The organism is Streptomyces sp. NPDC033177 (assembly GCF_055577715.1).
This window is the reverse complement of record NZ_JBVIPS010000003.1, coordinates 246,120-271,651: the sequence shown is the minus strand read 5'-3', so window position 1 is coordinate 271,651 and position 25,532 is coordinate 246,120. Positions and strand designations below refer to the sequence as shown.

The 25,532-nt window shown below is 71.6% G+C and carries 25 protein-coding genes; 13 read left to right on the top strand and 12 right to left on the bottom strand.

Going from position 1 to position 25,532, the window contains the following annotated elements:
- Positions 1–3 precede the first annotated feature (3 nt).
- Together crcB and ACZ5U5_RS12320 are read right to left on the bottom strand one after the other, a co-directional pair.
- Positions 4–426 carry a fluoride efflux transporter CrcB gene (gene crcB / locus ACZ5U5_RS12325; RefSeq protein WP_469019857.1) on the bottom strand — a complete coding sequence of 141 codons (423 nt, stop codon included), beginning with the start codon at positions 424–426 and terminating at the stop codon, positions 4–6.
- A 40-nt stretch (positions 427–466) separates the two neighbouring features.
- Positions 467–832 (bottom strand): ArsR/SmtB family transcription factor, encoded by a 366-nt coding sequence (locus ACZ5U5_RS12320; RefSeq protein ID WP_469019856.1) that lies wholly within the window; start codon positions 830–832, stop codon positions 467–469.
- A gap of 103 nt (positions 833–935) precedes the next feature.
- Between ACZ5U5_RS12320 and ACZ5U5_RS12315 the strand changes: the two genes are divergently transcribed.
- Entirely contained in the window at positions 936–2,927 is a 1,992-nt protein-coding gene (locus ACZ5U5_RS12315) for a heavy metal translocating P-type ATPase (RefSeq protein ID WP_469019853.1), read from the top strand.
- A gap of 35 nt (positions 2,928–2,962) precedes the next feature.
- Here the strand turns inward: ACZ5U5_RS12315 and ACZ5U5_RS12310 are convergent, their stop codons facing one another.
- From ACZ5U5_RS12310 to ACZ5U5_RS12300, 3 genes are all read right to left on the bottom strand, one after another.
- Positions 2,963–3,673, bottom strand: a complete 711-nt coding sequence (locus tag ACZ5U5_RS12310) for a TetR/AcrR family transcriptional regulator (protein WP_469019851.1) — start codon at positions 3,671–3,673, stop codon at positions 2,963–2,965.
- A 26-nt stretch (positions 3,674–3,699) separates the two neighbouring features.
- Positions 3,700–4,449 carry an SDR family oxidoreductase gene (locus tag ACZ5U5_RS12305; RefSeq protein ID WP_469019849.1) on the bottom strand — a complete coding sequence of 250 codons (750 nt, stop codon included), beginning with the start codon at positions 4,447–4,449 and terminating at the stop codon, positions 3,700–3,702.
- Between the two features lie 141 nt (positions 4,450–4,590).
- Positions 4,591–6,018, bottom strand: coding sequence for a dihydrolipoyl dehydrogenase family protein (locus ACZ5U5_RS12300; RefSeq protein WP_469019846.1), 1,428 nt, complete (start codon positions 6,016–6,018; stop codon positions 4,591–4,593).
- Between the two features lie 143 nt (positions 6,019–6,161).
- Between ACZ5U5_RS12300 and trxA the strand changes: the two genes are divergently transcribed.
- Entirely contained in the window at positions 6,162–6,548 is a 387-nt protein-coding gene (gene trxA / locus ACZ5U5_RS12295; protein WP_363207217.1) for a thioredoxin, read from the top strand.
- A gap of 31 nt (positions 6,549–6,579) precedes the next feature.
- Here trxA and ACZ5U5_RS12290 read toward each other — a convergent pair whose 3' ends face one another.
- Positions 6,580–7,656, bottom strand: coding sequence for a LacI family DNA-binding transcriptional regulator (locus ACZ5U5_RS12290; RefSeq protein WP_469019843.1), 1,077 nt, complete (start codon positions 7,654–7,656; stop codon positions 6,580–6,582).
- Between the two features lie 179 nt (positions 7,657–7,835).
- Between ACZ5U5_RS12290 and ACZ5U5_RS12285 the strand changes: the two genes are divergently transcribed.
- Positions 7,836–9,266 (top strand): amidase, encoded by a 1,431-nt coding sequence (locus tag ACZ5U5_RS12285; protein ID WP_469019841.1) that lies wholly within the window; start codon positions 7,836–7,838, stop codon positions 9,264–9,266.
- A gap of 7 nt (positions 9,267–9,273) precedes the next feature.
- Positions 9,274–9,705: a type II toxin-antitoxin system PemK/MazF family toxin gene (locus ACZ5U5_RS12280; protein ID WP_469020829.1), complete on the top strand. Its 432-nt coding sequence runs from the start codon at positions 9,274–9,276 to the stop codon at positions 9,703–9,705.
- Here ACZ5U5_RS12280 and ACZ5U5_RS12275 read toward each other — a convergent pair.
- A complete protein-coding gene (locus ACZ5U5_RS12275; protein WP_469019838.1) occupies positions 9,690–10,556 on the bottom strand; it encodes a TIGR02452 family protein in 867 nt (288 codons plus the stop codon). The two genes, ACZ5U5_RS12280 and ACZ5U5_RS12275, sit on opposite strands and share 16 nt — an antisense overlap.
- A 255-nt stretch (positions 10,557–10,811) precedes the next feature.
- Between ACZ5U5_RS12275 and egtA the strand changes: the two genes are divergently transcribed.
- The 4 genes from egtA to egtD are packed head-to-tail and all read left to right on the top strand — an operon-like array spanning position 10,812 to position 15,185.
- Positions 10,812–12,146: an ergothioneine biosynthesis glutamate--cysteine ligase EgtA gene (gene egtA, locus ACZ5U5_RS12270; protein ID WP_469019836.1), complete on the top strand. Its 1,335-nt coding sequence runs from the start codon at positions 10,812–10,814 to the stop codon at positions 12,144–12,146.
- Positions 12,143–13,471, top strand: a complete 1,329-nt coding sequence (gene egtB, locus ACZ5U5_RS12265; RefSeq protein ID WP_469019834.1) for an ergothioneine biosynthesis protein EgtB — start codon at positions 12,143–12,145, stop codon at positions 13,469–13,471. The genes egtA and egtB overlap by 4 nt, the downstream gene beginning before the upstream one ends.
- On the top strand, positions 13,471–14,226 hold the full coding sequence (egtC, locus tag ACZ5U5_RS12260) for an ergothioneine biosynthesis protein EgtC (RefSeq protein ID WP_469019832.1): 756 nt from the start codon (positions 13,471–13,473) through the stop codon (positions 14,224–14,226). The genes egtB and egtC overlap by 1 nt, the downstream gene beginning before the upstream one ends.
- A complete protein-coding gene (gene egtD, locus ACZ5U5_RS12255) occupies positions 14,223–15,185 on the top strand; it encodes an L-histidine N(alpha)-methyltransferase (protein ID WP_469019829.1) in 963 nt (320 codons plus the stop codon). The genes egtC and egtD overlap by 4 nt, the downstream gene beginning before the upstream one ends.
- Positions 15,186–15,209: 24 nt before the next feature.
- Here egtD and ACZ5U5_RS12250 read toward each other — a convergent pair whose 3' ends face one another.
- The gene (locus tag ACZ5U5_RS12250; RefSeq protein WP_469020826.1) at positions 15,210–16,463 is read right to left on the bottom strand and encodes an extracellular solute-binding protein; all 1,254 of its coding nucleotides are present in this window, start codon (positions 16,461–16,463) and stop codon (positions 15,210–15,212) included.
- Between the two features lie 282 nt (positions 16,464–16,745).
- Here ACZ5U5_RS12250 and ACZ5U5_RS12245 point away from each other — a divergent pair, with 282 nt between their 5' ends.
- A complete protein-coding gene (locus ACZ5U5_RS12245) occupies positions 16,746–16,967 on the top strand; it encodes a dodecin (RefSeq protein WP_160509111.1) in 222 nt (73 codons plus the stop codon).
- 28 nt (positions 16,968–16,995) lie between these two features.
- Here ACZ5U5_RS12245 and ACZ5U5_RS12240 read toward each other — a convergent pair whose 3' ends face one another.
- Entirely contained in the window at positions 16,996–17,484 is a 489-nt protein-coding gene (locus ACZ5U5_RS12240) for a phosphatase domain-containing protein (protein ID WP_469019827.1), read from the bottom strand.
- A 90-nt stretch (positions 17,485–17,574) separates the two neighbouring features.
- On the opposite strand from ACZ5U5_RS12240, the gene ACZ5U5_RS12235 reads away from it, so the two are divergent.
- From ACZ5U5_RS12235 to ACZ5U5_RS12225, 3 genes are all read left to right on the top strand, one after another.
- The gene (locus ACZ5U5_RS12235; protein WP_469019825.1) at positions 17,575–18,588 is read left to right on the top strand and encodes an LLM class flavin-dependent oxidoreductase; all 1,014 of its coding nucleotides are present in this window, start codon (positions 17,575–17,577) and stop codon (positions 18,586–18,588) included.
- 39 nt (positions 18,589–18,627) lie between these two features.
- Positions 18,628–20,973, top strand: a complete 2,346-nt coding sequence (locus ACZ5U5_RS12230; RefSeq protein WP_469019822.1) for an ATP-binding cassette domain-containing protein — start codon at positions 18,628–18,630, stop codon at positions 20,971–20,973.
- Positions 20,974–21,173: 200 nt separating this feature from the next.
- Positions 21,174–22,049 (top strand): glycoside hydrolase family 16 protein, encoded by an 876-nt coding sequence (locus tag ACZ5U5_RS12225; RefSeq protein WP_469019820.1) that lies wholly within the window; start codon positions 21,174–21,176, stop codon positions 22,047–22,049.
- A 32-nt stretch (positions 22,050–22,081) separates the two neighbouring features.
- On the opposite strand, the gene ACZ5U5_RS12220 is transcribed toward ACZ5U5_RS12225, so the two are convergent.
- On the bottom strand, positions 22,082–22,876 hold the full coding sequence (locus ACZ5U5_RS12220; RefSeq protein WP_469019818.1) for an SDR family NAD(P)-dependent oxidoreductase: 795 nt from the start codon (positions 22,874–22,876) through the stop codon (positions 22,082–22,084).
- A 79-nt stretch (positions 22,877–22,955) separates the two neighbouring features.
- The gene (locus ACZ5U5_RS12215) at positions 22,956–23,918 is read right to left on the bottom strand and encodes a GlxA family transcriptional regulator (RefSeq protein ID WP_469019815.1); all 963 of its coding nucleotides are present in this window, start codon (positions 23,916–23,918) and stop codon (positions 22,956–22,958) included.
- Positions 23,919–24,041: 123 nt separating this feature from the next.
- On the opposite strand from ACZ5U5_RS12215, the gene ACZ5U5_RS12210 reads away from it, so the two are divergent.
- Entirely contained in the window at positions 24,042–24,473 is a 432-nt protein-coding gene (locus ACZ5U5_RS12210; protein WP_469019812.1) for a Rid family hydrolase, read from the top strand.
- A 39-nt stretch (positions 24,474–24,512) separates the two neighbouring features.
- On the opposite strand, the gene ACZ5U5_RS12205 is transcribed toward ACZ5U5_RS12210, so the two are convergent.
- Positions 24,513–25,523: an aldo/keto reductase gene (locus ACZ5U5_RS12205; RefSeq protein ID WP_469019811.1), complete on the bottom strand. Its 1,011-nt coding sequence runs from the start codon at positions 25,521–25,523 to the stop codon at positions 24,513–24,515.
- Positions 25,524–25,532: the final 9 nt, after the last annotated feature.

Genomic DNA, 25,532 nt, shown 5'->3' with positions numbered 1-25,532 from the left:
CGGTCATGCCCGCCTCCGTACGACCATCGGTACGACCAGACGGCGGGTCGCCCACGCCGCGCCCCACACCGCCGCGAGGGCCGCGAGCAGCGTCAGCCCGAGATAAGCCAGGCCCGTGCCGGCGTGGCCGCCCTCCACCAGGCGCTCGATGTCCACCGCGTAGGTCGAGAAGGTGGTGAAGCCGCCGAGCACGCCGGTGCCGAAGAAGGGCCGCAGCAGCCGGTGCGGGGCCCGCATCTCGGCGAGGATCGCCATGAAGGCGCCCATGACCGCGCATCCGATGACGTTCACCAGGAGCGTCGTCGTGGGGAAGGTGCCGGGGGCGGTCGGCCAGATCAGGGACGCGCCATAGCGTGCCGACGCGCCGATCGCGCCGCCGGCGGCCACGACCGCCACCACGGGCCACACGCCGTATGTCTGTCCCACTTGTACGGATGCCTCACCTGTGCGGAAGATCGTCCTCAGGCTAGCCGCCCTGCGGGGTGTCCCGCAGACCGAGGCGCAGGTGCTCGACGTGGAAGAGCGCCTGGTCGAGGAGTTCGGCCACGTGGTGGTCGTAGAGGGCGTAGATGACGGAACGGCCGTGCCGTTCGCCCGTGATGAGGCCGAGGTTGCGCAGCAGGCGCAGCTGATGCGAGCAGGCCGACTGCTCCATGCCGACCGCTTCGGCCAGATCGCCGGCGGCGCAGGGGCCCTCCTGCAGACGGGCGAGGATCAGCAGCCGCGAGGGCGTCGCCAGGGCCTGGAGCGTGGCGGCGACGTCGGCGGCCCCCACGGTGTCCAGGCGTTCGCGCGTGGTGGCGTTGCTCTTGTCGTCGACTCCGTGGCCCATGGCGCCATCCTATCGATGACACATGTACGCATGAAGAGCTGTTCATTCATTCCTGTACGGTGTGGGCGTTGCCGTTCTCCAGCCCGTGAAGGGTTACCTCGCCATGCCCACTGCCCTGATCCCCCGCCCCGACCAGGGAGCCCCCGCCGGTGCAGCGGCGCCTCCACGCCGCCGCACCCGCGTCCTCGCGCTGGCCGAGGCCCGCTGGGCGGCCGCGGCCATGGCCGCGTTCCTGATCGCGCTGCCGCTCCAACTGGCCGGGGCGCCCTCCTGGCTGTGGGGCACGCTGTACGCCGTCGCGTACGTCGCCGGGGGCTGGGGCCCCGCGCTCGCCGGCCTGCGGGCGCTGCGCGAGAAGACCCTGGACGTGGATCTGCTGATGATCGTCGCGGCCCTCGGTGCCGCCTCGATCGGACAGGTGATGGACGGTGCGCTGCTCATCGTCATCTTCGCCACGTCGGGTGCCCTGGAGGCTCTTGCCACCGCTCGTACCGCCGATTCGGTGCGCAGCCTGCTCGACCTCGCGCCGGCCACGGCCACGCGGGTGGGTGACGGAGGCGGCGAAGAGACCGTCGACACGGCCGAGTTGAAGGTCGGTGACGTCATCCTCGTACGGCCCGGTGAGCGGGTCGGTGCGGACGGCGACGTGCTCGAAGGCGAGAGCGACGTCGATCAGGCGACGATCACCGGGGAGCCGCTGCCGATCGCCAAGGGTGCCGGGGACGAGGTGTTCGCGGGCACCCTGAACGGGGCCGGGGCGCTGCGGGTGCGGGTCGGTCGTGACGCGTCGGACTCGGTGATCGCGCGGATCGTGGCGATGGTCGAGGAGGCTTCGGAGACCAAGGCGCCGACGCAGCTGTTCATCGAGAAGGTCGAGCAGCGGTACTCGCTCGGCATGGTCGTGGCCACGCTCGCCGTGTTCGCCGTGCCGCTGGCGTTCGGCGACGACCTGACCGGGGCGCTGCTGCGGGCCATGACGTTCATGATCGTGGCCTCGCCGTGCGCGGTGGTCCTCGCCACGATGCCGCCGCTGCTCTCGGCGATCGCGAACGCGGGGCGGCACGGCGTCCTGGTGAAGTCGGCCGTCGTGATGGAGCGTCTGGGGCAGGTCGACGCGGTGGCCCTCGACAAGACGGGCACCCTGACCGAGGGAACGCCCCGGGTGACCGCCGTCCACGCGCTTCCCGGCAGCGGCCTGACCGACGACACCCTCCTCGCGCTCGCGGCGGCGGCCGAGCACCGCAGCGAACACCCCCTGGCTCGCGCCGTGGTGAGTGCCGCGCGCGCTCGCGGCCTGGACGTTCCGCCGGTAGCGGACTTCGCGTCGGCGCCGGGGGTCGGGGTCAGCGCCACGGTCGGGGGTGCGGACGTCCAGGTGGGCGCTCCGGCACGGCTGCTCGAAGCCGGGCCGAGCGGCGGGGCCGCGGACGCGGTGGTCGGCGAAGTCCAAGCCCTCGCACAGCAGTTGGGTGAGGACGGCCAGACAGCCGTCCTCGTGCTCCGCGACGGCATCCCCGTGGGTGTGCTCGGCATCGCCGACCGCCTGCGCCCGGACGCCGCGACCACCGTCGCCACCCTGCGGTCCCTCACCGGCACGCCCCCCATGCTGCTCACCGGAGACAACGCGCAGGCCGCGGCCCGCGTCGCGGCCGAGGTCGGCATCGAGGACGTACGGGCCGGGCTGCTCCCGCAGGACAAGGTCGCGGCGGTACGCGAGGCGGCGAGTGCTGGACGCAAGATCCTCGTCATCGGCGACGGCGTCAACGACGCGCCCGCTCTCGCCGCGGCCCATACCGGCATCGCGATGGGCCGGGCCGGTTCCGACCTCGCCCTGGAGACCGCCGACGCGGTCATCGTGCGCGACGAACTCGCCACCGTGCCGAGGGTGATCGCCCTGTCCCGGCGCGCCCGCGGCCTTGTGGTGCAGAACCTGGTGATCGCCGGCACGTTCATCGCCGTACTGGTCACGTGGGACCTGGTCGGCAACCTGCCGCTCCCCCTCGGCGTACTGGGCCACGAGGGCTCCACCGTGATCGTGGGCCTCAACGGGCTGCGACTGCTGCGGGAGGCGGCGTGGCGGGACGCGGGGGAATGAGGCCCCCAGAGGCGTACCTCCGCGCTCAGACGCTCTCAGCGCGCGAGTCGGTCCAGCCATTCGGTGAGGAGGATCGCCTCCGCGGAAGTGAGCGCCTGCGGCTGTTCCGCTGCCAGCGTCGCGCTCAACCTGGATGCGATGGCGGGCAGTTGGACCTCTCCCTGCCCAGCATCCCGCGGCACTTCGGAGCGGCTTTCGATGACTTCCGGGGTGAAAATGGCGGCGTGGACCGCGTCCCGTACGCGCCGCGACAAGTCGGGGTCGGCGAACGTCGCCGTACGGGAGACGAGCATGAGCGCCACGCCCACGTTGGCCGACATCACCATCTGGGCGGCCAGTTCGGGAGCCAGCCGCAACTGGCCCTGTGCAGCGGCCCGTTCCAGGTCCCGTGTGAGGATCTGATGGGACTCCAGGGCCGCGGCGGGCGGGGTCCGCATCGCGGGCGAGTTCATGAGCCGGTACAGGTTCGGGTTTCGCAGCGCGAAGTCCACGTGGCCGTCCCAGCCGTCGCGCAGGTCGTCGACCGGGTCCGCGGTGGCCTCTCGCTGTCGCTTGGTCGCCAAGTACGCGTTGAAGCCGTGGTCGACGACGGCCGCGAGCAGCCCCTGCTTGTCCCCGAAGTGCCGGTACAGCGCCGGGGCGCCCACCTGCGCGGCCTCACACACGGCCCGCGTGGAGACGTCTCCGTCGTCCGACTCCGCGACGAGGCGTGCCGCCACCTCCAGGATGCGTTCTCGCGTGCTCACCCGGGGGGCGCCGGACGATGGAGCGGTCATACGATGCCGCCGTTGGCACGCAGGACCTGGCCGTTGACCCAGCGGGCAGGGCCCGCGAGGAAGGAGACGACCTCGCTGATGTCCTGGGGGGTGCCGAGCCGCTCCAGGGGCGGCTGGGCGGCCATCCTGGCGATGGTCTCCTCGTCCTTGCCGTCCAGGAACAGGGCGGTGGCCGTCGGCCCGGGGGCGACCGCGTTCACCGTGATGTCGCGGCCGCGCAGTTCCCTGGCCAGGATCAGCGTCATGGCCTCGACGGCGCCCTTGGTGGCCGCGTAGGCGCTGTAGCCGGGGATGGCGAGACCCACGACGGAGCTGGAGAAGTTGATGATCGCGCCACCGGCGCGCAGTCGGCGCGCGGCCTGCTGGTCGACGACGAACGTGCCGCGGATGTTGGTGCGGTGCATGCGGTCGAGGGCGTCCAGATCGGTCTCGGCCAGCGGGGCGAGGGTCATGACGCCCGCCGCGTGGACAACCACGTCGATGCCGCCGAAGGTTTCCTCGGCGGCATCGAAGAGGGCGGACACCGCGTTCTCGTCGGCCACATCGGCGCGGTGCGCGATCGCCGCTCCGCCGGCGTCGGTGATCGCGGCCACCGCCGCGTCGGCCTCGGTCTCGTTGCCCGCGTAGTTGACGACGACGGCGAACCCGTCCGCGGCCAGACGCTCGGCGCTCTCCCGGCCGATGCCGCGCGAACCGCCGGTTACCAGGGCCACCCGGCGGGACGCACTCGACTGCTGCTCACTCATGGCGTTGCTCCCTGTTCCGAGGTCCGAGGGACGGGTGGCGGCAATCCAACACTCGATGAGAGCAACGCTAACACGTAAACGTTAGCATCGCTACCAACGCTGGTGGCGATGCTACGCCGAAAGCGCGTACCACCTGCGGAGCTAGCCGCGATACGTCTCCAGCAGACGCAGCCACACCTCACTGACCGTGGGATACGCCGGAACCGCGTGCCACAGGCGGTCGATCGGCACCTCCCCCGCGATCGCCACCGTGGCCGAGTGGATGAGTTCACCGACGCCGGGGCCCACGAACGTCACGCCGAGCAGGACCTCCCGGTCGAGGTCGACGATCATGCGGGCCCGGCCTTCGTAGCCGTCCGCGTAGAGGCCGGCCCCCGCCACGCCCGCCATGTCGTAGTCCACGGCGCGCACGCGATGACCCGCCGATTCCGCCTCCGCGAGGGTGAGGCCCGCCGAAGCCGCCTCAGGGTCGGTGAAGACCACCTGGGGTACGGCGGCGTGGTCGGCGGTGGCCGAGTGCGCGCCCCAGGCGTCGCTCTCCAGGAGAGGCACGCCCTGGACGCGGGCGGTGATCGCGGCCCCGGCGATGCGGGCCTGGTACTTGCCCTGGTGGGTGAGGAGCGCGCGGTGGTTGGCGTCGCCCACCGCGTAGAGCCAGTCGCTGCCCTGCACCCGCAGGCTCTCGTCGACCGGCAGCCAGGAGCCGGGGTCCATGCCGATCGTCTCCAGGCCGAGGTCGTCGGTGCGCGGGGCGCGGCCCGTGGCGAAGAGGATCTCGTCGGCTTCGAGGGTGCCGCCGTCGCTCAGGGTCGCGGTGACCGTGCCCTTCTCCCGCCGCACGGCGGTCACGGAGACGCCCGTACGGACTTCGGCGCCCGCCTCGGTCAGTGCCTTGGTGACCAGTTCCCCGGCGAACGGCTCCATGCGCGGGAGCAGGCCGTCGTCCCCGCGGACGAGCATCGTGACCTGCGAGCCGAGCGCCTGCCAGGCCGTGGCCATCTCCACGGCGACCACACCGCCGCCGACCACCGCGAGGCGGCCGGGCACGTGATCCGCGCTGGTGGCCTCGCGGCTCGTCCACGGCTTCACGTCGGCCAGACCCGGCAGGTCGGGCAGCGCGGCCCGGGTGCCGGTGCACACCGCCACCGCGTGGCGGGCCGTGAGGACCTGTTCGGTGGTGTCGGAGCCCGTGACGGTCACCTGGCGGGTGCCCGCGATGCGGCCGTGGCCGCGGTAGAGGTCGATGCCGATCGACTCCAGCCAGCCGACCTGGCCGTCGTCCTTCCAGTGGGAGGTGTAGTAGTCCCGGTGCGCCAGGACCGCCGACGCGTCCAGGGGCCCCTGCACCGACTGGCGCAGTCCTGGCACCCTGCGGGCGTCCGCGCGGGCGATCACCGGGCGCAGCAGCGCCTTGCTCGGCATGCAGGCCCAGTACGAGCACTCACCCCCGACGAGTTCGCTCTCCACGATCGCCACGCTCAGGCCGCCCGCACGGGCCCGGTCCGCGACGTTCTCCCCCACCGGACCAGCGCCAAGGACCACTACGTCGTACGTCTTCGAATCCGTCATGGAAGCCAGTGTGGTCGTAGGTGTGCGCCGTGGCCACATGGGTACGCGCGCGTCAGCGGGCACGGGTGAGCGCGTGGAATACGTCTGCCGCCCGAGCCGTTGTGCACTACGGCTTCGACTGACAGCAGGAAGAGGGAAACACCATGAGCACGACTGTGGAGCTCACCAAGGAGAACTTCGACCAGACGGTCACGGACAACGAGTTCGTCCTGATCGACTTCTGGGCGGACTGGTGCGGTCCGTGCAAGTCGTTCGCGCCCGTCTACGACAAGGCCGCCGAAGCCAACCCCGACATGGTCTTCGGCAAGGTGGACACGGAGTCGCAGCCCGAGCTCGCCCAGGCCTTCGGCATCCAGTCGATCCCGACGCTGATGATCGTCCGCGACCAGGTGGCCGTGTTCGCGCAGCCCGGCGCCCTGCCGGAGGCCGCGCTCCAGGACGTCATCGGACAGGCCAGGCAGCTGGACATGGACGAGGTCCGCAAGTCCGTCGCCGAGGAGCAGGCCAAGGCCGAGGCGCAGGAGCAGTAAGCGAGAGCAGCAAGACCCGCAAGCAGACGGGTCAGCTCGACTCGCGGTGCACTGCCGTCGCACCGAGCACGTCGTGCACCTCGGGCTCCGTGCCCGGGTCGCGCACGACCCGGTCGACGAGTTCCGCGAGCTTCTGACCCGACGGCAGCTCGATGCGGACCGTGCTGAGGCGCGGCCGCAGGAGCCTGCCGAGCATCAAGTCGTCGGCGCCGATCATCGCCGTCTCCTCGGGGACGGCGATGCCTTCGTCCTGCAGCGCCCGCATCAGCAGCATCGCGAACTCGTCGTTGTACGTGAACACTCCGTCGACGCCAAGGGTGCGCCAGCGCGCCGCGAGCCGCGCCGCCGACTCCTCGTCGTAGGCGAGAGGCAGCTCGGTCATCGTGGCGTCCGTGCCGTGCTGCGCCAGGGTGCGGCGGATGCCGTCGGCGCGCGGACGCGCGAAGGCTTCCAGACCCCTCTCCTCGGGGATCACGACGCCGATGTGCCGGCTGCCGCGCTCCAGAAGATGGGTGGCGGCGCACTGTCCCACCAGACGCTGGTCCATGAGCAGGGCGTGGGCGCCATCCGCCCGCTGCGGGCCGATCGTGAAGACGGCCTTGGCGCCCGACCGCTTCAGGACGTTCACACCGCGCGCGCCGAGCCCCGACGCGGCGGGGGCGAGGACCGCCACCGGGCGCAGCTCCGCCCAGGCACGGGCCGCCTCCTCGCCGGTCAGGCCGAGGCTGCCGTACTGCACGACCGTGTAGTCGAAGCGGCTGAGCGCCCACTGCAGCTCGTTGAAGAACTCGCTGAAGAGGGGGCCCGCCGGGATCTGCGGGGTGGGCATCAGGACCACCCGGGTGTGCCCGGCGCGCAGGCTACGGGCCGCGGCGTGCGGGACGTAGCCCAGTTCCTTCGCGGCCTCGTGGACACGGCGGCGGGTGGGCTCGCTGATACGGACGGCGCTCGTGTTGTTCAGGACGTACGAGACGGTCGCGCGCGAGACCCCCGCCAGGCGCGCCACATCGGCGCTCGTCGGCACGGAGTACTGCGCGGATTGTTGTGCGGACTGCCCCGGGGACTGCTGCGCGGACTGCTGTGCGGTCTTGTTCGGTATCTGCACCATGACGGGCTCATCCTCCCAGACGGCGCGTGAGCGCTCCCAGGCGGGCGCCGACGCGCCCCCGGCCTGCGTCGGCGCGCCCCCGGCCGCCTACGCGGCGTGAACTTCCCTGCCCACGTACCGCGTTCCCGACCGGCCGGTTAGCGTGCCTGCACCTGCCCGTCGATCAAAGGTGCCCCCACATGACTGTCGACCGTGCCGATGGACTCGCGCGCACCGCCCGCGCGCTGGCCGACGGAGAGGTGTCCGCACGTGAGCTGACGGAACGGACGCTGGCGCGGATCGAGGCCTCGCAGCCCACGCTCAACGCGTTCAAGCTGGTGCGGGCCGAGGCCGCGCTCGCCGAAGCGGAAGCCGCCGACCGGGAGTTGGCGTCCGGCGGGACGGGGCGTCCGCTGCTCGGCGTGCCGCTCGCCGTCAAGGACGACACCGACATCGCGGGCGAGCCGACCGCGTTCGGCTGCCGGGGCGACTTCCCCCCGAAGAAGGAGGACGCCGAATCGGTGCGTCGGCTGCGAGCGGCCGGGGCGGTGATCGTCGGCAAGACCAACACGTGCGAGCTCGGGCAGTGGCCCTTCACGGAGGGGCCCGGCTTCGGCGACACCCGCAACCCCTGGCACACCGACCACACCCCCGGTGGTTCGTCGGGCGGCTCGGCGGCCGCGGTCGCCGCGGGCCTGGTGCCCGCCGCGCTCGGCTCGGACGGCGCGGGCTCGGTTCGTATCCCCGCCGCCTGGACCCATCTCGTCGGGATCAAGCCGCAGCGCGGCCGCATATCGACGTGGCCCTGGCCCGAGGCCTTCAACGGCATCACCGTCAACGGCCCCCTCGCCAGGACCGTCGCCGACGCGGCCCTGCTGCTCGACGCGGCGAGCGGCAACCACAGCGGTGACCTGCACAAGCCGACCGCCATCAGTGCCACGGACGCGGCGACCCGCGAGCCGGGGCGGTTGCGGATCGCCCTCTCCCTGCGCATGCCGTTCACCGCGACCCCCAAGCGGCTGCACCCCGTGGTGCGGCGCAAGATCATGGTCCTCGCCGACCGCCTTGCCGCCCTCGGGCACGACGTCGTGGAGGACGACCCGCGCTACGGCCAGATCGGCCTGGGGTTCGTCCCCCGCGGCACGGCGGGCATCGCTGACTGGGCCCGCGAGGTGCCGGACCCGAGCCTGCTCGACCCGCGGACCAAGGAGGCGGCCCGCCTCGGGCGCCTGCTCGGCGGCGCCCCGCTGCGCCTGGCCCGCCGCGCCGAGGGCGCCCTGCACCGCAGGGTCGGCGCGATCTTCTCGGCGTACGACGTCGTCCTCACGCCCACCACCGCCACTCCCCCGCCGCGCATGGGCACCATGGCCGCCCTCAGCGGCTGGCGCACCGATCAGGCCATGATCGCCGCCTGTCCCTACGCGTGGACGTGGAACGTCCTTGGCTGGCCCGGCGTCAACGTGCCCGCGGGCAGGGTGGGCGACGGCCTTCCGGTCGGCGCGCAACTGCTCGGGCCCGCGGACAGCGAGCCGCTCCTGATCTCGCTCGCCGCACAACTGGAGGCCGATCAGCGGTGGTACGAGCAGTGGCCCGGGATCTACGGTGGCCCGCGTGACAGCCAACACCGATGACCCGCAGATGTCCGCGCACCCGGGCCGCACGGGCCGCACCGCGACCACCGAGGCCGAGCCCCGCGAGGTCGGCCAGGTACAGACGACGTACGCCCCCGCCCATGACGGCGATCCCGACCCCGGCGAGATCGTCTGGACGTGGGTGCCCTACGAGGAGAACGACGGGCGCGGCAAGGACCGTCCCGTCCTGGTCGTCGCCCGCGAGGCGCGCGGCACGCTGCTCGCCGTGCAGCTCTCCAGCAAGCAGCACGCCAACGACAAAGAGTGGGTGCCGATCGGCAGCGGGCCGTGGGACCGCGAGGGGCGCGAATCGTGGGTGGACATCGACCGGGTGCTGCGGGTGCACGACGCGGGTATGCGGCGTGAGGCGTGCGCGCTCGACCGGATGCGGTTCAACCTGGTCGTGCGGCGGCTCCAGGAGCGCTACGGCTGGCGCTGAACGCTTCGTTGGAACGCATTCTCGAAGGCGGCCCGCGTCACCGCGCCGCGCGTACGGTCGAGCACCCCGAACACGACGTGCCCGAAGTACCCGTGGAACCGGCCGCCTTCGTCGAGCAGCACCCGGAACGCGTCCGCCACCTGGGCGGGGTCGTTCTGGAAGACCCCGCAGCCCCACGCGCCGAGCACGAGCCGCCGATAGCCGCAGGCGACGGCGGTCTCCAGGACCCGCTCCGCGCGCCGGGCCAGGGCGGCCGGCAGGTCCTTCGCGCGCTCGGGGGCCTGGCGCAGCACGACGCCCGCGTTGGGCGCCGCCGAGGTCAGGAAGCCGACTTCGTAAGCGTGGTCCAGCAGCCGTCCCTTGTCGTCGCGGAAGACCGGAACACCCGGGGAGTGGATCACGCGGTCGGTGTAGAAGGGGTCGCGGTGGGCCCGGTGGTAATCGTAGAAATCCCGGACCGAGCGCACGCACGTGTAGAGCGCCGAGGCCCGGCAGAGCGCCTCTTCCTGCGCCTGCGCACCGTTCAGATAGCCGCCGCCGGGATTGCGCGCGGAGGAGAAGTTCAGGACGGCCACAGGGCCCCCGTCCGCGGCGGTCAGGCGCCGCGCGGCCTCCAAGCTGCTCTCTCCGGTGACCTCGATTACCGTGGAGATCAGCTCGGGTGGCGTCTCGGGAGTCATGGAAGTCTCGTCAGTCACATCCAGGGCCGCCGGACCGAACATCCGCGTGCCGGAGCGCGCGGCGTCCACGGCATCCGCGATCACCACCTCGCGGCCACCCGGAGCGACGTATCGCCCTGCCGCCACGATCTCCTCGGTCTGCTGCGCGATTCCACGCAGTCGCGCACTCATGCTCGCTCCCCCGACCCGGACGCTTTCGCGTCCCCCGTCTCACACATGAACGCATCGTGAGCTTTCGCCGACGTCCGCCGCAACAGAATTCCCTGGCACCGGCTTGGCTCCAGGGGCACTCTTGTGCGAACGGCCGCCAGGGTCTTGGGTGGTACGAGCGCTGCCGACCCCGACCGGCCCGGACCACCCCGAGCGAGTCGGCCGGGAGGTCCACAACCGCTGGACCAGGCAGGACTTGAACAGGAGGACCTCAGCATGCCCGAGGGTGACTGTACGACGTACCGCGCGAAGTACGGCACCGCGGTATCCGAGTCCGAGGCGGAGGCGCTGGTCGCCGGCATCTGCTTCAAGACCGGACCACCGCGCATCACCGGTGTCGAACTTGAATGGCTGATCCACGAGCCGCACCGGCTCAATCTGCCCGTGTCCCCCGCCCGCCTCGAAGCGGCCTATGCCGCACTGCGGGCCCTGCCCCTGCACTCCCTGATCACCGTCGAACCAGGCGGCCAGCTGGAGCTCAGCTCGCTCCCCGCCGCCTCGCTCATGGAGTGCGTGACCGCCGTGTCGGCGGATCTCTCCCTCGTACGCGATCGACTCGCCGCCCTGGATCTGACGCTCACCGGGCTCGGTGCCGATCCCTTGCGCCCGCCTTCCCGCATCCTGCACCGGCCGCGCTACGACGCGATGGAGTGCTACCTCGACCGCACGGGCCCCGCGGGCCGACGCATGATGTGCTCCACGGCGTCCGTGCAGATCTGCCTGGACGCGGGGCACGAGGAGCCCGGCCCGCTCGGCTACGGACGCCGCTGGCGGCTCGCGCACCTGCTGGGACCCGTACTGGTCGCCGCCTTCGCCAACTCACCGTTTCAGAACGGGCGTTACACCGGCTGGCGTTCCACGCGGCAGGCCGTGTGGGCGTCCGTCGCGCCGGGCACGTCGGGCGCGCCGCCGCTGGACGCGGAGCCGCGGACGGCCTGGACACGGCACGCCCTGGACGCGCCGGTGATGTTCGTCAGATCGCAGGACGGCGACGACGCACCCTGGGACGTCCCGGAGGGGCTGACGTTTCGCACCTGGGCCCGCTCAGGGGCGCCGCGCCCGCCCACGCGCGACGACCTCGACTACCACCTGACCACGCTCTTCCCGCCCGTACGCCCGCGCGGTCACCTGGAGCTGCGGATGGTCGACGCCCAGCCGGGACAGTACGGCTGGGTCGTGCCGCTCGCCGTGACGAGCGCGCTGTTCGACGACCCGCAGGCCGCCGAGACCGCCTACCGCACCGTGAAGCCGCTGGCCGAGCGCGCGTGCCCGCCGGGCGCGCCCGCGGCGCCGCGCAGCCCGCTTTGGCTGGACGCGGCGCGGGACGGACTGACCGATCCGGAGCTGCGCGAGGCCGCGGGCGCGTGTTTCGCGGCGGCCTCCGACGCGCTGCCCCGCCTCGGTGCGAGCGCCGAGGTGTGCGAAGCCGTCGCCGCGTACGCCGAGCGGTATGTCGCGCGGGGCCGCTGCCCCGCGGACGACCTGATCGACGGCAAGCCGCGGGGCAGCCACCACCACGAACACGAGCACGAGAAGGGCATCCTCCGATGACCGGAACCGTCAGCGACCCCGATGCGCTTCGCCGACGCGCCCAGGCGGCGCTGCTGGCCGCCAGGGACCGCACCTCGCTCCTCACCTCGTGCGTCGAGGAGCCCGAACTGACCGCACAGCACTCGCCGTTGATGTCGCCCCTGGTCTGGGACCTCGCACACATCGGCAACCAGGAGGAGATGTGGCTGCTGCGGGCGGTGGCGGGCCGTGACGCCATGCGGCCCGAGATCGACGGCCTGTACGACGCCTTCGAGCACCCACGTTCCGAGCGGCCGAGCCTGCCGCTGCTCGCGCCCGCCGAGGCCCGCCGCTACGCGGCCGACGTGCGCGGGCGTGCGCTCGACGTCCTGGAGAGCACGCCCTTCCGCGGTTCGCCGCTGACGGACGCGGGCTTCGCCTTCGGCATGATCGCGCAGCATGAACAGCAGCACGACGAAACGATGCTGATCACCCATCAGCTGCGCTCGGGCCCGACAGCACTCACGGCACCCGACCCCGCGCCCGCGCCGCCGTTCAGCGGGCCCGCCGAAGTCCTCGTGCCGGGCGGTCCGTTCACCATGGGCACCTCCACCGAGCCGTGGGCGCTGGACAACGAACGCCCGGCGCACCACCGCCTGGTCCCCGCGTTCTTCATCGACACGACGCCGGTGACCAACGCCGATTTCCAGCGCTTCATCGCCGACGGCGGCTATGAGGAGCAGCGGTGGTGGGCTCCGGCGGGCTGGGACATGGTCCGTGTCAACGGGCTTTCGGCGCCGCTGTTCTGGCGCCGCGAGGGCGGCCAGTGGCTGCGCCGCCACTTCGGGACCGTGGAGGCCGTGCCGCCCGACGAGCCGGTGCTGCACGTCAGTTGGTACGAGGCGGACGCGTACGCGCGGTGGGCGGGCCGGCGTCTGCCCAGCGAGGAGGAGTGGGAGAAGGCCGCCCGGCACGACCCGGCGACCGACCGCTCGACGCGCTACCCGTGGGGCGACGCCGACCCCACACCCGAGCACGCGAACCTGGGTCAGCGCCACCTCCGCCCCGCCCCGGCCGGCAGCTATCCCGCCGGTGAATCCCCACTCGGCGTACGCCAGTTGATCGGCGACGTGTGGGAGTGGACCTCCAGCGACTTCCTGCCCTACCCGGGGTTCGCCCCCTTCCCCTACCGCGAGTACTCGGACGTCTTCTTCGGCGGCGACTACAAGGTGCTTCGCGGTGGGGCGTTCTCCGTGGACGAGGTGGCCTGCCGGGGCACGTTCCGCAACTGGGACCACCCGATCCGGCGGCAGATCTTCTCCGGGTTCCGCACCGCGCGCGACGCGAGCCCGACGGAGGCCCGCTGATGTGCCGTCACCTGGCCTTCCTCGGACCGGAGGAGCCGCTGGGCAAGCTCCTCGTGGACCCCCTGCACAGCCTGCTGCGCCAGTCGTGGGCGCCGCGCCACCAGCGCCACGGCACGGTCAACGCCGATGGCTTCGGGGTGGGCTGGTACGCCGACGGCGACCCGGTGCCCGCCCGCTACCGCCGCTCCGGGCCCATCTGGGGCGACCAGTCCTTCGCCGACCTCGCCCGGGTCGTCCGGTCGGGGGCCGTGCTCGCCGCGGTGCGCGACGCCACCGAGGCAGGCGCGGACGGTGAGGCAGCGGCGGCGCCCTTCGCCGCCGGGACCTGGCTGTTCAGCCACAACGGCGCGGTCACGGGCTGGCCCCACTCGCTGGCCCAGGTGTCCCGCCTCCTGCCGCCCGCGGACCTGCTCTCCATGGAGGCACGCTGCGACTCCGCGCTGGTGTGGGCCATGGTCCTGCGCCGACTGCGCAGCGGGGACGACGAGGGCCAGGCCCTCGCGGACACCGTGACCGAGGTCGCGGAGGCGGCCCCCGGCTCACGCCTCAACCTGCTGCTCACCAACGGCGAGACAATCGCCGCGACCGCCTGGGGCGACAGCCTCTGGTACCTCGCCGAACCGGGCCGCCGCACCGTCGTGGCCTCCGAGCCCTACGACGACGACCCGCACTGGCGCCAGGTCCCCGACCGCACCCTGCTCGCCGCGAGCCGCAACGATGTCCTGCTGACCCCGCTCAAGGAGCCCACCGCGTGAGCCCATTCCAGCTGACCCGCACCCTGCCCGTGGACGCCACGGACGCCGCTCTGCGCGCCGACGTCCTGCAAGGCCTCACCCGTACCCCCAAGACGCTGCCGCCCAAGTGGTTCTACGACGCGCGGGGCAGCGCCCTCTTCGACGAGATCACCACGCTGCCCGAGTACTACCCCACGCGTGCCGAGCGCGAGATCCTGCAGACCCGTGCCGCGGAGATCGCCGCGGCGACGGGCGCGCGCACGCTCATCGAGCTGGGCTCGGGCTCCTCGGAGAAGACCCGTCATCTGATCGACGCGCTCGCGGACCTGCACACGTACGTACCCGTGGACGTGAGCGAGAGCGCCCTCACCGGCGCCGCGAACACCCTGATCGCCTCGCGCCCCTCCCTGAACGTGCACGCCCTGATCGCCGACTTCACCGGCGGTCTCGCCCTGCCGGGCACGCCGGGGCCGCGGCTGGTCGCCTTCCTCGGCGGCACCATCGGCAACCTGCTGCCCACGGAGCGCTCGGCGTTCCTGTCGTCGGTGCGCACCCTGCTCTCCCCCGGTGACGCGCTGCTGCTGGGCACGGACCTGGTGAAGGACGAGTCGGTGCTCGTCTCGGCGTACGACGACGGGTCGGGCGTCACCGCCTCCTTCAACAAGAACGTCCTGACCGTGATCAACCGCGAGCTCGGCGCGGACTTCGACCCCGACGCGTTCTCGCACGTGGCCGTCTGGGACCGCGAGCACGAGTGGATCGAGATGCGTCTGCGCTCCCTGGCCGCCCAGACGGTGAAGATCCCGGCACTCGATCTCGCGGTCGACTTCGACCGCCACGAGGAGATGCGCACCGAGATCTCGGCCAAGTTCCGCGAGGAGAGCGTACGGTCCGAGCTGTCCGCCGCCGACCTGAAGCTCACGCACTGGTGGACGGACGAGAGGGCACGCTTCGCGCTGTCGCTCAGCGTGGCGCGCTGAAGCCATGCGGCGGGCCGGCGTCCCTCACGGCCCGTTGACGTCCAGCTCCCGGGTGATCCGGCGCGAGGCGGCCTTCGCCTCCGTCGCCGGGTCACCCCCGGCGAGGGCCTTGGACATGTACGCCTTGATGGGGTTGTCCGCCTCCACCGCGGCCCACTTCGGTGAGGCCGGTGTCGCCCGGCCGCGCGCGGCGCCGGCGGCCATCGCGGCGACCCCCTCCTCGCCCGAGACGGCGGAGGCGAGTGTCGTCTTGTTCGGCACGTAGTTCATCGTCCGGGCCAGGTCGGTCTGCCACTTCTTGCCCGCGAGCGCCTTGATCACGGCGACCGCGCCCGCACGGTCCTCGGTCTTCCCGCGCACCACGAGGTCGGATCCGCCGGTGAAGACGGCACCCGGCTTCGCCGCCGTCTTGCCGGGGATCGGGAAGTAGCCGAGCTTCCCCTTCAGTTCGGGGTTCGCCTCCTCGATGGCGCGCGCCGTCCCGGGCACGGCGACGATCTGCGCCACGTCCCCCTTGGCGAACACCCCGGCCTGCGGCGGATGCTCCTCGTCCGCGTCGCGCGGGCCTTCGCCCAACGCCTGCAGCTGCCGGTAGAAGTCCATGCCGCGTAGCGCCGCGGGCATGTGCAGGCTGCCCTCCCACACGCCGCGTGACCCTTTGGCCTCCGTGGCGAGTTCGCCGCCCTCGTCCCAGATGAACCCGGCCAGGGTGTACCAGTCCTGGCCGGCCAGGTAGATCCCCTGGTCGCCCCCGGAGTTGAGGCGCTCCGTGTCGGCGATCCACTGCGCGCGCGTCTTGGGCGGCTGTTCGATCCCGGCCCGCGCGAAGAGATCCTTGTTGTAGACGACGACGCGGTTCGCGGCGTACCAGGGGATGCCGTACTGGCTGCCGTTGTAGCGCCCTGGCTCGGCGAGACCCGGCAGCCAGTCCTTCATGCCGAGGTCGCGCGCGGACTCCAGGGTGAGGTCGTAGAGCCCGCCCTCGTCGACGTACTGGGCGACCTGGGTGTTGCCGACCTCGATGACGTCGGGCCCCTCCTCGGCCTTGAGCGCGGCCTTGACCTTGCCGCCGATGCCGGTCCACTCCTGGAGGCGTATCTCCAGGTCGAGGTCGCCGTTGCGCTTCTCGAAGTCCGTGGTGAACCGCTTGATGAACTCGGCCGACGCACTGCCCCGCATGAGCCACACGGTGACGGTCCGCCTGTCTTCTCCGCCGCCCGGCAGGACGCCGCAGCCGGGGAGCAGCGTGGTGGCGGCGAGGACGAGGGTCAGGGACATGGCGACGCGGCGGTGCGGTTTCACGTGGGTCACTTTCTGCCTGCGGACAGGGAGGGGCGGCCCGACGCGGGGGGTGAGCTGATGGCTCGAACGGGTATGGCTGGAGTTTGGTATGTACCAATGGGTCGGCCAAGGGGCGACGGCACCGAAATCCGAGATTCCGGCGCGGTTCCCAACGGATCACCACAGACACCGTCTCGCGCACGGCCGCGCGGTGGGGCACGGTGGAGTGACGTCACCGCACAGCTGTGACGTCACCACACGGCGGAGAGGAACTGCCTCATGTCCGACCACACCTACCGGGTCACCGAGATCGTCGGCACCTCGCACGAGGGCGTCGACCAGGCCATTCGCAACGGCATCGCGCGCGCCTCGCAGACGCTGCGCTCGCTGGACTGGTTCGAGGTCACCCAGGTGCGCGGCCACATCGAGAACGGCGAGATCGAGCACTACCAGGTGGGCCTGAAGGTCGGGTTCCGCCTTGAGGACGGCGACAGCGCCTGACTTTCACCGAGGGCGGGCGCCTGAGCGGTCACGTCCGCCCTTGGCGCTCCTGAGCGTCCTTCAATGCGGCTGACGTGCTCGCCCAGCGTGCCCGTACGACCTTGAAGCCCGCCCGTTCGGCCTCGTCGCACACCAGCTCGTCGTCGTCCACCAGCATCCGGACCTCGCGAGCCCTGGAGATCCTCCGCAGAATCTCCAGCTTGGTCCGGCGGGCGGGCCTCCGGTCGTCGTTGCGGCGCATCCAGACGCGCCCCTCCGGGAGCCCCTGGGCCGCCAGCCACGCCACGGTGTCCTCGCGGCACCGCTCGGGCCTGCCCGTGAGGTAGACGACCTCGCACTCGCGCGCGCTCTCCAGGGCGAGGGCCACCCCCTCGGCCAGCGGCGGGTCGTCGGGAGCCGCCGCGAAGAAGGCGGCCCAGTCCCGCGGCGTGCGCTCCAGGAAGCGCTGGCGGTGTGCGGTGTCCGCGAGGGTGTTGTCCAGGTCGAATACGGCCAGCGGCCTGCTGTCGTCGCTCACGCGCCCAGCCTAGGCAGTCCCGCAACGGCCTCACCCCGGGCCCGGGGTCGGGGTCGGGAATCCTGGCGCCGCTGAGGCGTTGAACCTGTCGTGACCTCAGTGATCGGATCAACCCGCTTCTCCGTCCTCGACCGCTCCCGCACCCGCGAGGGGCACGAAGGACCCGAGGCCCTGCGCGACACCGTGCGCCTGGCGCAGGAGCTCGAAGGGCTCGGATATCACCGTCTCTGGGTGTCGGAACACCACGCGGTGCCGGGCGTCGCGGGCTCCGCGCCGACCGTCCTCGCCGCCGCGGTCGCCGCCGCGACGCGCACCATCCGGGTCGGCACGGGCGGCGTGATGCTGCCGAACCATCAACCCCTGGTCGTCGCCGAGCAGTTCGGGGTCCTCGAAGCCCTCTTCCCCGGGCGCGTCGACATGGGGCTCGGCCGCTCGGTGGGGTTCACCGACGGGGTGCGCAAGGCGCTCGGCCGGGACAAGCACGACGCCGAGGACTTCGCCGCGCAGCTCACCGAGCTCCTTGGCTGGTTCCGCGGCACGTCGGACACCGGAGCGCACGCACGCCCCAGCGAGGGCATGACCGTCCCGCCGTTCGTCCTGGCCATCGGCGAGGGGGCCACCGTCGCGGCCCGAGCCGGGCTTCCGATGGTCATCGGCGACATCCGAAGCCGCGAGAAGATGCTCCGCGGCATCGATCACTACCGCGCCGCCTTCCGCCCGTCGGAGTGGTCGAGCGAACCGTACGTGGTCATCTCGGGCACGGTCGCCGTCGCCGCGACCCCCGAGGAGGCCCGCCGCCTGCTGATACCGGAAGCGTGGTCGATGGCGTACTCACGCACCCACGGCACCTTCCCGCCCCTGCCCCCGGCCGAGCGCGTCGAGTCGCCGCGGATGACGATGACCGAGAAGGAGCGCGGCTTCTACGAGTCCGGTCTCGTCGGCCACATCGCCGGCACTGAGGAGCAGGTGGCCGACGAACTCGAAATGCTGATCAAGGAGAGCGGGGCACAGGAAGTGCTGGTCACGACCAGTACGTACGACCGTGCGGCCCTCCTCGACTCCTTCCGGCGCCTGGCCCGGGTCGCGGGTCTGGCCGGGACCTAGAATCGTGGGGTTTGCCCCCTAGCCGCCCCCGGAGTCCCCATGCACAGCGCCCATGATCCGTTCGTACGTGTCCGGGGTGCCCGCGAGCACAACCTCCGCGACGTCGACGTGGACATCCCGCGTGACGTCCTCGCGGTCTTCACGGGGGTCTCCGGCTCGGGCAAGTCGTCGCTCGCCTTCGGGACGGTCTACGCGGAGGCCCAGCGCCGCTACTTCGAGTCCGTTGCCCCGTACGCGAGGCGGCTGATCCACCAGGTGGGGGCGCCGAAGGTCGGGGAGATCACCGGGCTTCCGCCGGCGGTCTCGCTCCAGCAGCGCCGGTCCGCGCCCACGTCCCGCTCCTCGGTGGGCACGGTCACGAACCTCTCGAACTCGCTGCGCATGCTGTTCTCGCGCGCCGGCACCTATCCCGAGGGCGCCGAGCGGCTCGATTCGGACGCCTTCTCGCCGAACACGGCCGCCGGGGCCTGCCCTCAGTGCCACGGCATGGGCAGGGTGCACGGCACGACCGAGGAACTCCTGGTCCCCGATCCGTCCCTCTCCATCCGCGAGGGCGCCATCGCGGCCTGGCCCGGCGCCTGGCAGGGCAAGAACCTCCGCGACGTCCTCGACGCCCTGGGGCACGACGTCGACCGCCCCTGGCGCGAGCTGCCGCAGGCGGACCGGGACTGGATCCTGTTCACGGACGAGCAGCCCGTGGTCACGGTGCATCCCGTGCGGGACGCGGACCGCATCCAACGCCCGTACCAGGGCACGTACATGAGTGCCCGGCGCTATGTGATGAAGACGTTCGCGGACTCCAAGAGCCAGACACTGCGCACCAAGGCCGAGCGGTTCCTTGCGAGTTCCGACTGCCCCGCGTGCGGCGGCAGCAGGCTGCGCCCGGAGGCGATGGCAGTCACCTTCGCCGGGCGCACGATCGCCGATCTCGCCGCGCTGCCCCTGTCGGAGCTCGCCAAGTCCCTTCAGGGCGCGGCGGGTTCGGAGGCGGCCCGGGTCCTGGCCGCGGACCTCCTCGCCCGCATCGACACGATCACGGAGCTGGGCCTCGGCTATCTGAGCCCGGACCGCGCCACGCCCACCCTCTCCGCCGGCGAACTGCAACGGCTGCGCCTGGCGACCCAGCTCCGCTCGGGGCTCTTCGGCGTCGTATACGTCCTGGACGAGCCGTCGGCCGGTCTGCACCCGGCGGACACGGAGTCCCTGCTCACCGTCCTCGACCGGCTCAAGGCCGCGGGGAACTCGGTCTTCGTCGTGGAGCACCACCTCGATGTCATGCGCCACGCGGACTGGCTCGTCGACGTGGGTCCCGACGCGGGCGAGCACGGCGGGCAGGTGCTGCACAGCGGCCCGGTGGCGGATCTGGAGGGCGTCACGGAGTCCGCGACGGCCCGTTTCCTCTTCGATCGCGAGCCCGCGCCGCCGCGCGAGGTGCGTGACCCGCGCGGCTGGCTGAAGGTCGGCCCCGTCAGCCGGCACAACCTGCGCGACGTGACGGCCGAGTTCCCGCTCGGCGTGTTCACCGCGGTCACCGGCGTCTCCGGCTCGGGCAAGTCCACGCTCATCGGCGAGGTCACCGAGGACCTCGACGGCGTGGGACGCCTGGTGTGCGTCGACCAGAAGCCGATCGGCCGCACGCCCCGCTCCAACCTGGCCACCTACACGGGTCTTTTCGACGTCGTGCGCAAGGTCTTCGCGGCCACGGACGCGGCACGGACACGGGGTTACGGAGTCGGCCGGTTCTCCTTCAACGTGGCGGGCGGGCGGTGCGAGACCTGCCAGGGCGAGGGGTTCGTGAGCGTGGAGCTGCTCTTCCTGCCCAGCACGTACGCGCCCTGCCCGGACTGCGGGGGTGCCCGCTACAACCCCGAGACCCTCGAAGTGACGTACCAGGGACGGAACATCGCGGAGGTGCTCGACCTGACGGTGGAGGCGGCCGCGGAGTTCTTCGCGGACACCCCGGCCGTGGCTCGCAGCCTGCGCACGCTCCTCGACGTGGGGCTCGGCTACCTGCGCCTCGGGCAGCCCGCGACGGAGCTGTCGGGCGGCGAGGCCCAGCGGATCAAGCTGGCGAGCGAATTGCAGCGGGTCAGGCGCGGCCACACGCTCTACCTCCTGGACGAGCCGACGGCCGGACTCCACCCGGCCGACGTCGAGGTCCTGATGCGCCAGTTGCACGGCCTGGTCGGCGCGGGCCACTCGGTGGTGGTCGTCGAGCACGACATGGCGGTGGTGGCGGGCGCGGACTGGGTGATCGACCTGGGCCCCGGAGGCGGCGACCAGGGCGGACATGTGGTCGCCGCGGGCCCGCCCGGGGTGGTGGCGAAGGCCCCGGGGAGCCGGACAGCGCCGTATCTGTCGCGGGCGACGGCCGAGGGCCGCTGAGGTTGGTACACACCAACTCCTTGACGGCGCACCGGAGTCTGCCTTAAATCAAGTACTGAACAAAGCGGCGGGGTTGATCACTCGCCGCGTTCAGTTCTCGACATCGAGTTGTCATGCGCATGCCTTGACAGCCTGCTCGTACGCCTCAGCACTCAGCACCCCCCCCCCACTCTCTCGCCACCCCCACGTGAAGCGATGTGATGACAGTGCATACCTCTTGGCGCCGCCGTGCGGCGCTCACCACAGCCGCCCTGGCCTGCTGCGCCACGGCCCTGACCGGTCTCCCCTCCGGAGCGTCCGCGGCCCCCTCCGCCGACTCCGCCACCGGCTCCGCCGCGGCCGCCACCTTCACCGACGACTTCAACGGGCCCGCGGGCTCGGCGGTCGACGGCGGCAAGTGGCAGATCGAGACGGGCGACAACGTCAACAACCACGAGCGGCAGTTCTACACCTCGGGCAACAAGAACGCGGCCCTCGACGGCCAGGGCAATCTGGTCATCACCGCCCGCAAGGAGAACCCCGAGAACTACCAGTGCTGGTACGGCCGTTGCGAATACACCTCGGCCCGGCTCAACACCTCCGGCAAGTTCACACAGACGTACGGACATGTCGAGGCCCGGATGAAGGTGCCGAAGGGGCAGGGCATGTGGCCCGCGTTCTGGATGCTCGGCGCTGACATCGGCAGCGTCGGATGGCCCCAGAGCGGCGAGATCGACATCATGGAGAACGTCGGTTTCGAGCCCGGCACCGTCCACGGCACCCTGCACGGCCCCGGCTACTCAGGGTCGGGCGCCATCGGCGCCGGCTACACCCTGCCCGGCGGCGAGGCGTTCGGGGACAAGTTCCACACCTTCGCGGTGGACTGGTCGCCGAACAAGGTCACGTGGTCCGTGGACGGCAACGTCTACCAGACCCGCACCCCCGCCGACCTCGGCGGCAAGCAGTGGGTCTTCGACAAGCCCTTCTTCCTGATCCTCAACCTCGCGGTCGGCGGCTACTGGCCCGGCGACCCCGACGGCAGCACGACCTTCCCGCAGCAACTGGTCGTCGACTATGTCCGCGTGACGACCAACTAGGCGTCACGGACAAGGGAGTTGAGACGGCTTGGCTACGGGACGATCGCGTCCACGTAGCCGCCGTCCACCCGCAGTGCGCCGCCCGTCGTGGCCGAGGCCAGTGGGGAGCTGAGGTAGACCACCATGTGTGCGATCTCCTCCGGCTCGATGAGCCGCTGGATCAGGGACTGCGGGCGGTGCTTGACCATGAACTCCCGCTGGGCCTCGTCCCAGGGCAGGGCGGGGTCGACCAACTCGTACACGAAGTCCTCCACACCGCCGGTGTGCGTGGGGCCCGCGATCACGGAGTTGACGGTCACGCCCGATCCGGCGGCCTCCTTCGCGAACCCCCGGGAGACCGCGAGGAGCGCCGTCTTCGACGTGCCGTAGTGGATCATCTCGGCGGGGGTGACGAGCGCGGAGTCGCTGGCGATGTTCTGGATCCGCCCCCAGGCCCGGTCCTTCATCCCCGGCAGATAGTGGCGGATCATGCGGACGGCGGTCAGTACGTTGACCTCGAAGTAGCGGCGCCATGCGTCGTCGCTGATCTCGAGGGCGGGCTCCGCACCGAAGATGCCCAGGTTGTTGATGAGGATGTCTGCCTGGGGAACGGCCGCGAAGACCTGCGCGGCGCCATCATCGGTGGAGATGTCGCCGGGCGCCGGGAAGAACTCGGCGGCGCCGTGCTCCCCCTTCATCCGGTCGATGGCCTTGCCGACGGAAGCGGCGGAGCGGCCGTTGACGGCCACCCGGGCGCCCGCCTTGGCCAGGCCGACCGCGATGGCCGCCCCGATCCCCTGGGTCGATCCGGTGACGAGAGCAGTCTTGCCGGAGAGATCGACGAGCATGCTGTGTTACCTCCTGCTGCGTGCGGTGTGACTGGCGGCCCCGAGCGTGGCCTCCGTCCTGTCCCCGATGTCCAGTAGATCATTCAGGCGGTTTCGGTGGCTTTGCGTGGAGCTTTCTGTAGGCGGTGGGGGTTACTCCCACCTCCCTTCGGAAGAGCGTCCGGAAATTGGCGGCCGACCCGAATCCCGTCGTCCCGGCGATCCTCTCCACGGACCAGTCCGAGGCCTCCAGAAGCCGGCGCGCGTCGAGAACCCGCTGGAGGGTGACCCACTGCATGGGTGGCAGACCCGTCTCGCGCACGAAACGACGGACGAGGGTCCGCCGCGACAGCAGGCTGTGGTCGGCGAGCCGCTGCACGGTGATCGCGGCCCCCAGGTTGTCGAGCACCCACTCCCGCGTCGCCCGGAGGCTGTCGCGCGGTGGGGTGGGTACGTCCCTGTACTGCGGTTCGTTGGCGCCGCGGGTGGAGGAGAAGACGAGGTCCTTCGCCACGCCGTCCGAGGCGGTCGCGCCGAAATCCCGCTCGACGACATGGAGGCACGCGTCGATTCCCGCGCCTCCGCCCGCGCACGTGAGGATGGCCCCGTCCTCGGTGAACACCCGGTTCTCGACGACGTCCACGCGGGGATACGCCAGACGGAGTTCCTCGGTATGGCGCCAGTGCGTCGTGGCCGACTTGCCGTCCAGGATTCCGCAGGCCGCGAGCGCGAACACCCCTGTGCAGATGGCCACGACACGGGCACCCCGTTCGACGGCGATGCGCAGCGCCTTCAGGTAATCCTCCGGGACCGGGACGTGCGGTTGCTCATAGCCGGGCACGACGACGATGTCGGCGGATTCGACGTCGGCGAGCGACGCCCCGCCGCTCATGTCTCCCCTCACCTCTCCGCTCACGTCCCCGCGCACGAGGACCCGATAGCCCGGATGCCGCCCGAAGACGTGCTCGGGGATGCTGACGTCGAGCGCGAACACGCGCGGCATCACCAGGATCGCGACCACCGTCCGGCCATCTGCGCCTTCCGCGCCTTCTGCGGATCCCAACTGCTCCCCCTCGTACCCACGCGGACCTGATGCCGGACCAGCTGCCGGCACTGGCACGATCCTTGCCGTAAGTGGCACAGCCGAGCCTGGTCCGCCCCTGAACCGCCTCATACCGTCGACCTCATGAGTAGCGCACAGCAGGTCGAGAGTTTCGGCGTCCCGTGGGAAAAGACCTACGGGTACGCACAGGCGGTCAGACGCGGCGACACCATCTACCTGTCCGGCCAGGTGTCCCACAGCGGTACGGAAGTGATCGCTCCCGCTCCCGTCGATGATGCCGGACGCGTCACCGACTTCTCCCGCACGGGCGAGCAATTGCGCCAGTGCTACGCCAACGCGGCGGAACTGCTCGGGCGCTTCGGCGCATCGCTCGACGACGTCGTCGAGGAAGTCATCTACGCCCTGAACGTCGAGGCGACGGACGCCGCGGCGGGGCCGGTGCGCAAGGAGGCCTACGGGCGGCCGGACCCCCAGGTCGCAAGCACCATGGTCGGCACTCCACGCCTGGCTTTCCCGGAGCTCCTGGTCGAGGTCAAGTTCACCGCCCGCCTCTGACGGGCGGCCGCTGCCTCAGGGGCGCGGGTCTGCTTTTGGTCAGGCGGTGGGCACCGGCGCGTCCTCGGAGATCAGCTGCTCCGCGCGCAGGTCCGTCCAGAACGCTGTGGGGATCTTCTCGCCGAGCGCGGCGATGTCCTCGGCGATGCGGCTGGGCCTGGTGGCTCCGGGGATCGCCGCCACCGTTGCCGGGTGGGCCAGGGAGAACTGCAGGGCGGCGGACTTGATGCCGACGCCGTGCCGCTCGGCGAGCGCCTTGATGCGCTCCACCTTGGCGACGATCTGCGCGGGCGCCTTCTGGTACTCGAAGTGCTGACCGCCGGCGAGGATCCCCGAGCTGTAGGGGCCGCCCACGACGATGTCGACGTTCTGGGCGGCGGCTGCCGGGAGCAGGCGCTGAAGGGCGCGATCGTGGTCCAGGAGGGTGTAGCGGCCCGCGAGGAGGAAGGCGTCGGGCTTCGGCTCGTCCAGGTCCAGGGTGAGTTCGAGCGGCTCCACGCGGTTGACGCCAAGGCCCCAGGCCTTGATGACACCCTCGTCGCGCAGCCGGTCCAGGGTGCGGAAAGCTCCCGTACGGGCCTGCTCGTAGGCGGCCAGCCACGCGTCGCCGTAGAAGTCCTGCGCGACGTCGTGCACCCACACGATGTCGAGCCGGTCTGTCTTGAGCCGCTTCAGGCTGTCCTCGATGGAGCGGAGGGTGGCATCGGCCGTGTAGTCGTTGACCATCTTGTTCGGGCGGCCGTGCTCGAAGAGGCCGCCCTTCTCGCCGAGGTCGCGGGCGGCGGGGTCCTCGACCTCGTCCAGGATGACGCGGCCGACCTTCGTGCTCAGTACGTAGTCGTCGCGGGGGTGGCCCGCGAGGACGTCGCCGAGCCGGATCTCGGAGAGTCCCGCGCCGTAGAAGGGGGCGGTGTCGAAGTAGCGGATGCCCTGGTCCCAGGCGGCCTCGACGGTGGCCGCGGCCTCCGCGTCGGGGATGGCGCGGAACATGTTGCCGAGCGGGGCGGTGCCGAAGCCGAGCGCTCCGGGGAGGAGGTGCTTGATGCTCATGGGGGTGTT